This window comes from Neobacillus sp. S1227 (assembly GCF_055385255.1).
This window is the reverse complement of record NZ_AP038276.1, coordinates 4335959-4348076: the sequence shown is the minus strand read 5'-3', so window position 1 is coordinate 4348076 and position 12118 is coordinate 4335959. Positions and strand designations below refer to the sequence as shown.

The 12118-nt window shown below is 41.7% G+C and carries 11 protein-coding genes; 10 read left to right on the top strand and 1 reads right to left on the bottom strand.

Features of this window, described 5'->3' with window-relative positions:
- The first annotated feature begins 28 nt into the window (after positions 1–28).
- The 5 genes from dnaK to mtaB all read left to right on the top strand — a co-directional run bounded on the left by dnaK (position 29) and on the right by mtaB (position 6413).
- Complete coding sequence (dnaK, locus tag ACZ5AE_RS21855) at positions 29–1864, top strand: molecular chaperone DnaK (RefSeq protein ID WP_464566654.1); 1836 nt, start codon at positions 29–31, stop codon at positions 1862–1864.
- Positions 1865–2078: 214 nt separating this feature from the next.
- Entirely contained in the window at positions 2079–3215 is a 1137-nt protein-coding gene (gene dnaJ / locus ACZ5AE_RS21850) for a molecular chaperone DnaJ (RefSeq protein ID WP_464566653.1), read from the top strand.
- 17 nt (positions 3216–3232) lie between these two features.
- Positions 3233–4174 (top strand): 50S ribosomal protein L11 methyltransferase, encoded by a 942-nt coding sequence (prmA, locus tag ACZ5AE_RS21845; protein ID WP_464566652.1) that lies wholly within the window; start codon positions 3233–3235, stop codon positions 4172–4174.
- A gap of 108 nt (positions 4175–4282) precedes the next feature.
- Positions 4283–5032 carry a 16S rRNA (uracil(1498)-N(3))-methyltransferase gene (locus tag ACZ5AE_RS21840; protein ID WP_464566651.1) on the top strand — a complete coding sequence of 250 codons (750 nt, stop codon included), beginning with the start codon at positions 4283–4285 and terminating at the stop codon, positions 5030–5032.
- Between the two features lie 7 nt (positions 5033–5039).
- The gene (gene mtaB, locus ACZ5AE_RS21835) at positions 5040–6413 is read left to right on the top strand and encodes a tRNA (N(6)-L-threonylcarbamoyladenosine(37)-C(2))-methylthiotransferase MtaB (RefSeq protein WP_464566650.1); all 1374 of its coding nucleotides are present in this window, start codon (positions 5040–5042) and stop codon (positions 6411–6413) included.
- A 1135-nt stretch (positions 6414–7548) separates the two neighbouring features.
- On the opposite strand, the gene ACZ5AE_RS21830 is transcribed toward mtaB, so the two are convergent.
- Positions 7549–8493, bottom strand: a complete 945-nt coding sequence (locus ACZ5AE_RS21830) for a Na/Pi symporter (protein WP_464566649.1) — start codon at positions 8491–8493, stop codon at positions 7549–7551.
- Between the two features lie 217 nt (positions 8494–8710).
- Here ACZ5AE_RS21830 and rpsU point away from each other — a divergent pair, with 217 nt between their 5' ends.
- The 5 genes from rpsU to ACZ5AE_RS21805 all read left to right on the top strand — a co-directional run bounded on the left by rpsU (position 8711) and on the right by ACZ5AE_RS21805 (position 11924).
- The gene (gene rpsU / locus ACZ5AE_RS21825) at positions 8711–8884 is read left to right on the top strand and encodes a 30S ribosomal protein S21 (protein ID WP_003152957.1); all 174 of its coding nucleotides are present in this window, start codon (positions 8711–8713) and stop codon (positions 8882–8884) included.
- Positions 8885–8897: 13 nt separating this feature from the next.
- Entirely contained in the window at positions 8898–9344 is a 447-nt protein-coding gene (locus ACZ5AE_RS21820) for a GatB/YqeY domain-containing protein (RefSeq protein WP_464566648.1), read from the top strand.
- 127 nt (positions 9345–9471) lie between these two features.
- Positions 9472–9756, top strand: coding sequence for a sporulation protein YqfC (yqfC, locus tag ACZ5AE_RS21815; protein ID WP_464566647.1), 285 nt, complete (start codon positions 9472–9474; stop codon positions 9754–9756).
- A gap of 15 nt (positions 9757–9771) precedes the next feature.
- Positions 9772–10965 carry a sporulation protein YqfD gene (yqfD, locus tag ACZ5AE_RS21810; protein ID WP_464566646.1) on the top strand — a complete coding sequence of 398 codons (1194 nt, stop codon included), beginning with the start codon at positions 9772–9774 and terminating at the stop codon, positions 10963–10965.
- Positions 10962–11924, top strand: a complete 963-nt coding sequence (locus ACZ5AE_RS21805; RefSeq protein ID WP_464566645.1) for a PhoH family protein — start codon at positions 10962–10964, stop codon at positions 11922–11924. The genes yqfD and ACZ5AE_RS21805 overlap by 4 nt, the downstream gene beginning before the upstream one ends.
- The last annotated feature ends 194 nt before the right edge of the window (positions 11925–12118 follow it).

The window sequence follows — 12118 nt, the reverse complement described above, 5'->3', positions numbered from 1 at the left end:
ATATAATTTTATAAGGAGGATAAATACAATGAGCAAAATTATCGGTATTGACCTTGGTACAACCAACTCATGTGTTGCTGTACTTGAAGGCGGGGAACCAAAAGTAATTCCCAATCCAGAAGGCAACCGCACAACTCCATCTGTTGTAGCCTTCAAAAATGGGGAACGTCAAGTAGGGGAAGTGGCAAAGCGCCAGGCTATCACAAACCCAAATACGATTATTTCCATTAAGCGTCATATGGGTACTGCCCATAAGGAAGAAATTGAAGGAAAGCAATATACACCGCAGGAGATTTCGGCTATCATTCTTCAGTATTTAAAATCCTATGCAGAGGATTATCTTGGTGAACCAGTAACAAAGGCAGTCATTACTGTTCCGGCTTACTTTAACGATGCTGAGCGCCAGGCCACGAAGGATGCGGGGAAAATTGCCGGTCTTGAAGTAGAACGGATTATTAATGAACCGACTGCTGCAGCTCTAGCTTACGGTTTGGATAAAACAGACCAAGATCAAACGATTCTAGTTTATGACCTAGGCGGAGGTACATTTGACGTATCCATTCTTGAACTTGGTGACGGAGTTTTTGAGGTAAAAGCAACTGCTGGTGATAACCGTCTAGGCGGCGATGACTTTGACCAAGTAATTATTGATTATTTAGTCGAGCAATTCAAAAAAGAAAATGGCATTGATCTTTCACAAGATAAAATGGCATTGCAACGTTTGAAGGATGCTGCGGAAAAAGCCAAAAAGGATCTTTCAGGTGTGTCTTCAACCCAAGTTTCTCTGCCATTCATTACGGCAGGTCCTGCAGGCCCGCTTCATTTGGAAGTGACTTTAACAAGAGCAAAGTTTGACGAATTAACAGCTCATCTAGTTGAACGTACGATGGGACCTGTCCGCCAGGCTCTGAGCGATGCAAGCATGACGGCTGCAGAACTTGACAAAGTTATTCTAGTCGGTGGTTCTACTCGTATTCCTGCAGTTCAGGAAGCAATTAAAAAGGCAACTGGGAAGGAGCCGCATCGCGGGGTAAATCCAGATGAAGTAGTAGCGATGGGTGCTGCTATTCAGGGAGGCGTCATTACTGGTGATGTAAAAGACGTTGTATTGCTTGACGTAACGCCATTATCTCTTGGTATTGAAACAATGGGCGGTGTATTTACCAAATTAATCGACCGCAATACAACAATTCCAACATCTAAGTCACAGGTGTTCTCAACTGCTGCTGACAATCAAACAGCCGTGGATATCCATGTTCTTCAAGGGGAACGCCCAATGGCAGCGGATAACAAAACATTAGGCCGTTTCCAACTATCCGATATTCCGCCGGCACCACGGGGAATTCCGCAAATCGAAGTATCTTTCGATATCGATAAGAACGGTATCGTTAATGTTCGCGCTAAAGACCTTGGCACTAACAAAGAGCAGCAAATTACAATTAAATCATCTACAGGACTTTCTGATGATGAAATTCAAAAAATGGTCCGCGAAGCAGAAGAAAACGCTGAAGCCGATAAACAACGTAAAGAAGAAGCAGAACTTCGCAATGAGGCAGATCAGCTAGTCTTTACAACAGAAAAAACCTTAAAAGACCTTGAAGGTAAGGTTGACGCTGCTGAAGTAGCGAAAGCAAATGATGCAAAGGATGCCCTAAAGCAAGCTATCGAGAAAAACGATTTAGCAGAAATGCGTGCAAAAAAGGATGCTCTTCAAGAAATCGTTCAGGCTTTAACTGTAAAGCTTTATGAGCAGGCAGCTGCGGCACAGCAAGCTCAGGCGGGCGGCGCTGATGCAGGTGCCTCTGGCAAAAAAGATGACAATGTAGTTGATGCAGAATTTGAAGAAGTAAAAGATGACAAATAATTGATTTTAAAAAAAAAGTCAAAGTCAGGCTAATGGCTTTGGCTTTTTTAGCTAATCAGAATTTATTCGATAAATTCTGAAAGCATAAATACAACTATGCCTCTGTCTTCGTCCTAGCGGACTTGCCAGTCGGTGAGTTTTTATTTATTGCTATACCTTTCCTAGGGTGTTAGAATAAGCTTTATGTGAAAAGATTCGGGAGTGATGGTAATCAATGAGTAAACGGGATTACTATGAGGTGCTTGGTTTAAGCAAAGGTGCCTCAAAGGATGAAATAAAAAAGGCTTATCGCAAACTATCTAAACAATATCACCCGGATATTAATAAAGAGCCGGATGCAGCGGATAAATTTAAGGAAATAGCAGAAGCCTATGAAGTGTTAAGTGATGATCAAAAACGGGCACACTATGACCAATTTGGACATACAGACCCTAATCAAGGCTTTGGAGGATTTGGCGGCGGTTCCGATTTCGGCGGCGGTTTCGGAGGCTTTGAAGATATTTTTAATACCTTTTTTGGCGGAGGCGGTTCACGGAGAAGGGATCCGAATGCGCCAAGACAGGGAGCAGACCTGCAATATACGATGACCATTTCTTTTGAGGAAGCGGCATTCGGTAAAGAGACGGATATTGAAATTCCTCGTGAAGAAACTTGTGAAACATGTAACGGTTCAGGAGCAAAGCCTGGAACGAAGCCAGAGACCTGTAAACATTGTCAGGGTTCAGGACAAGTAAGTGTGGAGCAGAATACTCCATTCGGCCGAATTGTGAACAGACGTACCTGCCACTACTGTAATGGAACCGGTAAAGAGATTAAAAATAAATGTGCTACTTGCGGCGGCACTGGTAAAGTGAAGAAGCGTAAGAAGATCCATGTTAAAATTCCTGCTGGAATCGACGATGGCCAGCAGATGCGTCTCTCTGGACAAGGTGAAGGTGGTATTAACGGCGGTCCGGCAGGAGATCTTTATGTCGTTTTCCACGTTCGTGACCATGAATTTTTTGAGCGTGATGGCGATGACATTTATTGTGAAATGCCAATCACGTTTGTTCAGGCGACACTTGGTGCCGAGATTGAAGTGCCAACTTTGCATGGTAAAGTAAAATTAAAGGTACCTGCTGGTACACAAACTGGAACAAAATTCCGATTAAGAGGAAAAGGCGTTCCAAATGTCCGTGGTTATGGTACGGGTGATCAGCATATACTTGTTCGGGTTATCACCCCAACAAAATTAAGTGATAAACAAAAACAATTGCTGCGCGAATTCGATGAGGCAAGCGGCAATGCTCCTCTTGGAGAACATGAAGAAAGCTTTTTTTCAAAAGTAAAACGTGCCTTTAAAGGCGAGTAAGGATTGGAGCTGGTAGAATGAAGTGGTCTGAAATTAGTATCCACACAACAAATGAAGCGATTGAGCCAATTTCTCATATTTTACACGAAGCTGGGGCAAGCGGTGTTGTAATTGAGGATCCATTTGAATTGACAAAGGAAAGGGAAGATCAATTCGGTGAAATCTACCAGCTTAATCCAGATGATTACCCTGAGGAAGGCGTCATTGTAAAGGCCTATTTGCCGGTCAATAGTTTCCTGGGCGAAACAGTCGAAGCAATTAAAGACTCTATTAATAATCTTATCCTGTTCAATATCGATATTGGCTTAAATAAGGTTACAATCAGTGAAGTGAATGAGGAAGAATGGGCGACTGCCTGGAAGAAGTATTATAACCCTGTTAAGATCTCTGAAAGGTTCACGATTGTTCCTACCTGGGAAATATATAACCCCGTCAGCAGCGATGAATTAATCATTGAATTAGACCCAGGCATGGCGTTTGGCACGGGAACACATCCGACGACGGTGATGTGTATTCAATCTCTTGAAAGAACGGTCCGTCCGGGTGATCGGGTCATTGATGTTGGAACAGGATCAGGTGTTCTAAGTATTGCTGCTGCCATGCTGGGAGCCGAGGATGTAAGGGCTTTTGACCTTGACGAAGTGGCGGTTACACAGGCAAAATTAAATATTAAGTTAAATAAAGTTCACAATAAGGTGAATGTTTCTCAGAATAACCTCCTTGATGGCGTTGAAGAAGGCTCTGCTGATGTCATTGTAGCCAATATTTTAGCGGAAGTCATATTGCGATTTACCGCTGATGCTGCCCGGATTGTAAAGCCGGGAGGTTATTTCATTACTTCAGGTATTATTCAACAGAAAAAGGATCAAGTAAAAGAGGCACTTGTATCATCCGGTTTTGAAATTACAGAAACCATTTTAATGGAGGATTGGGTTGCCATTATTTCAAAAAGGGTATAATGAAGAAGCTAAGGGGGATTTTCATCCCCTTTTTGTATTTCATTCTTTATTAATGCTTTACATTTTAGTAAAATAAGACGTATTCTGTGTTAGAGAGGGTGCAAAGTTGTGCAGCGCTACTTTGTTAAAAATCGAGCAAGTGAAGATCGTTTTATCATAGATGAAGAAGATCGTCACCATATAGTCAAGGTGATGCGAATGGAACTTGGCGATCAAATCATTTGTGTCGATCCGGAAGGTAATCAGGCCGTTTGCCGGCTTGCAGAAATTACCGATGAAAGAGTGGCTGCAGACGTTGTACAATGGAAAGAAGAGGTTTCTGAGCTGCCGATTTCAGTTACCATTGCAAGCGGACTGCCTAAAGGGGACAAGCTTGAGTGGATTATCCAAAAAGGAACGGAATTAGGAGCTCATCAATTTATCCCTTTCTCAGCCGCACGCTCGGTTGTAAAATGGGATGAGAAAAAGGCTGCAAAAAAAATAGAGAGATGGCAAAAAATTGCTAAAGAGGCAGCCGAGCAATCACATCGTGCCATGCTGCCAACAGTTGAAAGAGCGATGAGTTTTAAAGAATTGCTTGCTAAAAGTAAAGAATTTGATTATAAATTAGCTGCGTATGAGGAGGAAAGTAGAAACGGAGAAACATCCGTTTTTTCTGCTGTCCTGAAACAATTACAGCCTGGTGAATCTCTTCTTCTAGTCTTTGGACCCGAAGGGGGTCTTTCAGAAGAAGAGGTACAGCAGCTTAAGCATAATGGATTTGCCCTTTGCGGACTCGGTCCGCGCATATTAAGGACGGAAACGGCCCCATTGTATTCCCTTGCGGCCATTTCCTATCATTTTGAATTACTGAGGTGAACAGATAATGGCAACAGTTGCTTTTCATACTTTGGGTTGTAAAGTCAACCACTATGAAACAGAAGCCATTTGGCAATTATTTAAGCAAGAAGGCTATGAACGCGTGGATTTCGAATCCATGTCGGATGTTTATGTTATAAATACCTGTACGGTTACGAATACAGGTGATAAAAAAAGCCGTCAAGTCATCCGTCGTGCGGTTAGAAAAAATCCTGATGCCGTTATTTGTGTTACAGGTTGTTATGCGCAAACATCACCGGCAGAAATCATGGCCATCCCGGGCGTAGATGTTGTTGTTGGAACACAGGATCGTGTTAAAATGTTGGGCTATATTGAGCAGTATAAAACAGAGCGGCAGCCAATTAACGGCGTCGGCAATATCATGAAGAACCGCGTCTATGAAGAACTGGATGTACCATCCTTTACAGATAGAACACGTGCCTCTTTGAAAATTCAAGAAGGCTGTAATAATTTCTGTACCTTCTGTATAATTCCATGGGCTCGCGGTCTGATGAGATCACGTGATCCGCAGGAAGTTATTCACCAGGCCCAGCAATTAGTGGATGCCGGCTATAAGGAGATTGTCCTTACAGGTATTCACACAGGCGGTTATGGAGAGGACATGAAGGATTATAATCTTGCGATGCTGCTTCGCGACTTAGAAGCACAGGTTAAAGGAATTGAGCGACTGAGAATTTCTTCGATAGAGGCCAGTCAAATTACCGATGAAGTAATTGAAGTCATCAAGCATTCAAATATTGTTGTCCGCCATTTGCATATTCCGATTCAATCTGGTTCAAATACTGTTTTGAAAAGAATGCGTCGTAAATATACGATGGAGTTTTTCGCAGAAAGATTGGAACGATTGAAGGAAATCCTTCCGGGTCTTGCTGTAACCTCCGACGTTATTGTTGGTTTCCCTGGCGAAACGGAAGAGGAATTTATGGAGACTTATAATTTTATAAAAGAACATAAATTCTCGGAGCTTCATGTTTTCCCTTACTCCAAGCGTACCGGAACACCTGCTGCCAGAATGGAAGATCAAGTGGATGAAGAGGTCAAAAATGACCGCGTTCACCGCTTAATCACTCTTTCTGATCAACTAGCAAAAGAGTATGCTTCAGAATTTGAAGGTGAGGTTCTGGAGGTTATTCCGGAAGAGGAGTTTAAAGAAATGGCTGAATCAGGCCTTTATGTGGGCTACACTGATAACTACTTAAAGGTTGTTTTCCCAGCAACTGAAGATATGGTTGGCAAAATTGTAAAAGTGAAGATTACAAAAGCTGGTTACCCTTATAACAAGGGGCAATTCGTCCGTGTGGTAGAAGATACGGTATCGTTGAAGGAAGATGTTTTTAAAACTGAAGAAGCAGCCATATAATAATAAAGGGTGCCCACGGGGACACCCTTTATTTAATTATTCAGAAAATAACTTGTAACAAAAGTATATTGGCGCCCCAACTCTGTGAATAACCCTGGCTTTCAGGAGCCAAAGGCCCGTATTGTCGCCTCAACTCGAGAAATATTCGGTCTATCTGTAGCCAAAGGCCTTTATTAGTGCCCCAACTCGAGAAAAATTCGGTTTTTTGGTAGCCAATAGCCGGTATTGATGCCCCAACTTGAGAAATATTCGGTCTATCGGTAGCCAAAGGCCCGTATTGATGCCCCAACTCGAGAAATATTCGGTCAATCGGTAGCCAATAGCCCATATTGGCGCCCCAACTCGAGAAGTATTCGGTCAATCGGTAGCCAAAGGCCCGTATTGACGCCCCAACTCGAGAAAAATTCGGTTTTTTGGTAGCCAATAGCCGGTATTGACGCCCCAACTTGAGAAAAATTCAGTCTATCGGTAGCCAATAACCCGTATTGACGCCTCAACTAATGAAATACTCGGTCTATCGGTAGCCAAAGGCCCGTATTGACGCCCCCACTCGAGAAATATTCGGTCAATCGGTAGCCAATAGACCGTATTGACGCCCCAACTTGAGAAAAATTCGGTCTATCGGTAGCCAAAGGCTCGTATTGACGCCCCAACTCGAGAAAAATTCAGACTATCGGTAGCCAATAACCCGTATTGACGCCCCAACTAATGAAATATTCGGTCTATCGGTAGCCAAAGGTTCGTATTGACGCCCCCACTCAAGAAATATTCAGACTATCGGTAGCCAAAGGCTCGTATTGACGCCCCCACTCAAGAAATATTCAGACTATCGGTAGCCAAAGGCTCGAATTGACGCCCCCACTCAAGAAATATTCAGACTATCGGTAGCCAAAGGCCCGTATTGGTGCCCCAACTCGAGAAAAATTCAGTCTATCGGTAGCCAATAACCTGTATTGACGCCCCAACTAATGAAATATTCGGTCTATCGGTAGCCAAAGGCTCGTATTGACACCCCCACTCCTGAAATATTCCATCTTTCGGTAACCAATACCCTGTATTGGAGCTCCGACTTCTAATCAGTCGATTTTTGTGATAGCCAATCTCTGTCTGGAATATAAGGTTAAAGTCCAGCCGATTATTTCACAATAGGCTGCTTTGGTTTCCGATCGTGTAAGAATAAGATCATCTCGCCAAATTTAGTTGCAAATGGCAGCACCAGCAATGAGGACACGACATTAAAAATAACGCTGATATGGGCCAATTGAACATCCTTCCTGGCTGCGAGCAACGGGGCATTTTCGGTCAGCAGGGGAATAAGCGGAATAAATAATAAAACGCCAAAAACATTCAGCCACACGTGCGCGTAGGCCGCCAATTTTGACTCTTTACCGCCGCCAATGGATGCGATAATGGCGGTGATACAGGTTCCAATATTAGCCCCTAGAACAATGGCAATTCCCGCATCAAGCTGCAGGAGCCCTGCTGTTAGAAATCCCATTGTAATCCCAGTCATCGCCGTACTTGATTGAATTATGGCAGTAATGATTGTTCCCGTTAGTAAACTCATCAGAATATTATCATTTATGGAAAGAATGAATTGATGGATCATATTCATCGATGTTAACGGCTCAGCTAACCTTTCAAACCCCTTCATTGCCGTAAAAACAGAAGCAATGCCAAACAGTAACATTCCGATACTTCTAGCTTTTTTATTAGGGAACAAAATTAGAATTGCCCCAATTATCGCAAATGGGACAAGAACAGCATCTATGTCAAACGTAATTAATTCTGTCTTAAAGGTAGTACCAATGTTCGTGCCAAGAATAATCCCAATCGATTGAGGAAAAGTCATGATTCTTGCGGAAATTAAGCCAATTGTAATAACCATTACCGCAGAGCTGCTTTGCAAGAGTGCAGTTATAAATGTCCCGGTCAGCATTCCTTTTAAAGGTGTACGGGTTAGTTTAGTCAGCCAAGTCTTAAGTTTGTTAGCTGATAAGTTAAATAGTCCAAATCTGATAATTGTCATTCCAAAAATAAATATTAAAATGCAAAGTACAAATAATAATATGTAAAGCATGGTCTATCCTCCCCTCCCTTCATTGTATGGTTTGATTGGGGGGGACATGCCATCTTTAAAAGGAAAATTAAGACAAGCAAAAAAATAATTTGCATAAAATGTACATTCCTTGTCACATCACTGTGAAATACAGTTGACCTTGCACCTAGGTTATATTATAATTGCAAGGTACATGGATTGATGTAAGTGTGTTGTGTTTCGGAGGGAGGGAAAGAGGATGTCTAAAACCGTCGTTCGTAAAAACGAATCGCTTGAAGATGCTCTTCGTCGCTTCAAACGTTCTGTATCAAAAACTGGTACTTTGCAAGAGGCAAGAAAGCGCGAATTCTACGAAAAGCCAAGTGTAAAACGTAAGAAAAAGTCTGAAGCAGCAAGAAAACGTAAGTTTTAAGAGGGTGTAATAAATGAGTCTTCTCGAGCGTTTAAATAATGACATGAAACAAGCGATGAAAAACAAGGAAAAAGACAAACTTTCTGTTATTCGGATGATTAAAGCTTCGATTCAAAACGAGGCGATTAAGCTTGGTGCAAGTGAGCTGTCCGAAGCAGATGAGTTAACGGTCCTTTCTCGCGAATTAAAACAACGCAAAGACTCCCTCCATGAGTTTGATAAGGCCGGTCGTGAAGACTTGGTTGAAAAATTGCGTACAGAGATCGCTATAGTCGAACTGTATATGCCGAAACAGCTTTCAGAAGAGGAGCTTTCAGAGATAGTAAAAGAAACTATTGCTGAAGTCGGTGCAAAATCAAAAACGGAAATGGGAAAAGTGATGGCTGCTATAATGCCTAAAGTAAAGGGCAAAGCAGACGGGTCACTTGTTAATAAATTTGTACAACAACACCTTTCATAGTATTCTGACACTAAGGCCATAGGTTAACTCCTATGGCCTTTATTTTTGTCCCTGGTTTCAAAACGAAAAAAATGTGCTATAACCCCCATTCATTTCATAATATGAGATGAAAGGGGGTTCTTTTTTTATGGCAAAAAAATGGGGCCAACGAATTCGCAACTGGATGGCTAATAAAATGGATCTTCCTCAAGACGTTTTAATGGATTTGCCCCGAATTACGATGATCGGACAAATCCATATTTATATAGAAAATCACCGAGGCTTGCTCGCCTTTACCGATAAAGAACTCCGTCTACTATTAAAACAGGGGCAGTTGCTGATAAAAGGAAAATCTTTCGTCATTAAAACCATCTTACCTGAAGAGATATTACTCGAAGGAAAAATAGATCAGGTTCAGTTTATTAATGATTAATCTGGGAGGATCGAAATGAAGAATTTGTGGATGGAATATTTATTTGGAATGGTCACAGTAAAAGTAACAGGTAAAGGGATGGAGCGCTTTATTAATGTCCTGATAAGGAACGGTTTTTATATTTGGAAGGTAAAGCGGCATGGAACGGAAACGATCACGTTTAAAATGAGGCTTGAGGATGCCAAGAAAATTAGGTATTTTGTCCGCAACAGCGGATGCCGGGTATCTTTTTTGCGAAGAACCGGTATGCCCTTTTTATTTAAAAGAATGTTGAAAAACAGCGGCTTTTTGATAGGTGCGGGAGTCTTCCTAATCATAATTTTTGTTTTATCAAATGTCATTTGGGGAATTGAAATTAAAGGGGCTAAGCCGGCAACTGAGTATCAAATTCGCAAGGAATTGGACAAAATGGGCGTTAAGATTGGCAAGCTGCAATTTTCGGTGAAAAATGTTGAGGGAATTCAAAGACAGTTAACTAATAACATTGGTGATCTTACGTGGGTTGGTGTGGAATTAAAAGGGACAACCTATCATCTCCAGGTGGTCGAAAAAAACGAGCCGAAGAAGCCTGAACAACTATCTCCGCAAAATCTCGTCGCCAAAAAGAAGGCGATTATTGTTAAAAGATATATTGAAGAAGGACAACCTGTGGTGGATAAGAATGATCATGTGGAAGAAGGGCAATTACTCGTTTCCGGTGTAATTGGGGAAGGGGAAAATTCCAAAATGGTCGCGGCAAAAGGAGAGGTCTGGGGCGAAACTTGGTATATGAGCCATGTTGAGCTGCCATATGAATCCAGCTTTAAAGTCTATAACGGAAACGAGGAACAAAAGCATTCATTATTATTTGGCAAATTTGAGCTGCCCATCTGGGGCTTTGGTAAACCGGATTTCAAGGAATCTGAAACCGAAACGATTGAACATAAAATTCATTTCTTAAAATGGGAGCTCCCCATCTCTTATGTCCATAAAACCATTCGGGAAAGGGAAGAATATACGAGAAATTACACAGAAAAAGAAGCGGAAGAAAACGCACTTGAATTAGCTAAAAAAGAAATAAAAAGCCTTCTAGATGAGGATGCTATTATTAAAGATGAAAAAATTTTACACAAAGACAATAAAAATGGTAAAGTTATACTGGACGTTCATTTTAAAATAATTGAAAACATTGCAGTCGGACAACCGATTTCCAAGGAGACTCATGAATGACAAAAAAGTTAACAACCATTAAGGTACAGCTTGAAAATCCTACAGAAGCAATGGCGCTGCTCGGAACTTCAGATCAACATTTAAAAATCATTGAGCAGGAGCTTAATGTTTCTATTATTACCAGGGGTGAATCACTCAACCTCTCAGGAGATGAAGAGCAGGTTTCTCTTGCAGGGCAAATACTCGACCGATTAATGTTTGTCATCCGAAAGGGAATTGCTATTAGCGGGCGAGATGTCTTATATGCCGTGCAAATGGCTCAAAAGGGAACCCTTGATTACTTTGTGAATCTATACGAGGAAGAAATCGGCAAAAACGTTAAAGGAAAATCTATCCGTGTTAAAACGCTTGGCCAAAGGCAATATATCACCTCCATTAAGAAACATGATTTAGTGTTTGGAATTGGCCCTGCTGGTACAGGAAAAACGTATTTAGCCGTTGTTATGGCCGTTAACGCCCTAAAAAATGGACAGGTTAATAAAATCATTTTAACTCGCCCTGCTGTTGAGGCTGGAGAAAGTCTTGGTTTTCTTCCCGGCGATTTAAAAGAAAAGGTCGACCCATATTTACGGCCATTGTATGACGCGCTCCATGATATATTAGGGGCAGAACATACAGGAAGGCTTATCGAACGGGGGACAATCGAAATTGCTCCGCTTGCGTATATGAGGGGACGAACGCTAGATGACGCTTTCGTTATTCTGGATGAAGCGCAAAATACAACACATGCACAAATGAAAATGTTCTTGACCAGACTTGGATTCGGCTCAAAAATGGTCATCACAGGCGACCAAACTCAAATAGACTTGCCAAAAGGGGCTAAATCAGGCCTGGTTGAGGCAGAGGAACTCCTACAAAATATTAAGGGCATTTCCTTCGCTTATTTTGAAGCGGTCGATGTCGTACGCCATCCGCTTGTCGGAAGAATCATACTGGCGTACGAAAAAAAGGAAAAATAACATGGACTTGAAAGGGACTCACTGCATTTAATAGTGATTCCTTTTTTTGCTAATAACAAAGGATAAATCTTCATAAATTTCTACTTTCCTAACGAATAAATTCAACTGCGCCTTCTGTCTTCGCTCTATCGGACTCGCCAATCAGCGAGTTTTCATTTAGCTAATAAGAAAGTATAAACTTTGTCGAAAGCTTT

Bases quoted from the DNA above. Each gene is read 5' to 3' on its own strand.
- dnaK (WP_464566654.1), top strand. From the start codon at position 29: ATGAGCAAAATTATCGGTATTGACCTTGGTACAACCAACTCATGTGTT.
- dnaJ (WP_464566653.1), top strand. From the start codon at position 2,079: ATGAGTAAACGGGATTACTATGAGGTGCTTGGTTTAAGCAAAGGTGCC.
- prmA (WP_464566652.1), top strand. From the start codon at position 3,233: ATGAAGTGGTCTGAAATTAGTATCCACACAACAAATGAAGCGATTGAG.
- mtaB (WP_464566650.1), top strand. From the start codon at position 5,040: ATGGCAACAGTTGCTTTTCATACTTTGGGTTGTAAAGTCAACCACTAT.
- ACZ5AE_RS21830 (WP_464566649.1), bottom strand. From the start codon at position 8,493: ATGCTTTACATATTATTATTTGTACTTTGCATTTTAATATTTATTTTT.
- rpsU (WP_003152957.1), top strand. From the start codon at position 8,711: ATGTCTAAAACCGTCGTTCGTAAAAACGAATCGCTTGAAGATGCTCTT.
- ACZ5AE_RS21820 (WP_464566648.1), top strand. From the start codon at position 8,898: ATGAGTCTTCTCGAGCGTTTAAATAATGACATGAAACAAGCGATGAAA.
- yqfC (WP_464566647.1), top strand. From the start codon at position 9,472: ATGGCAAAAAAATGGGGCCAACGAATTCGCAACTGGATGGCTAATAAA.
- yqfD (WP_464566646.1), top strand. From the start codon at position 9,772: ATGAAGAATTTGTGGATGGAATATTTATTTGGAATGGTCACAGTAAAA.
- ACZ5AE_RS21805 (WP_464566645.1), top strand. From the start codon at position 10,962: ATGACAAAAAAGTTAACAACCATTAAGGTACAGCTTGAAAATCCTACA.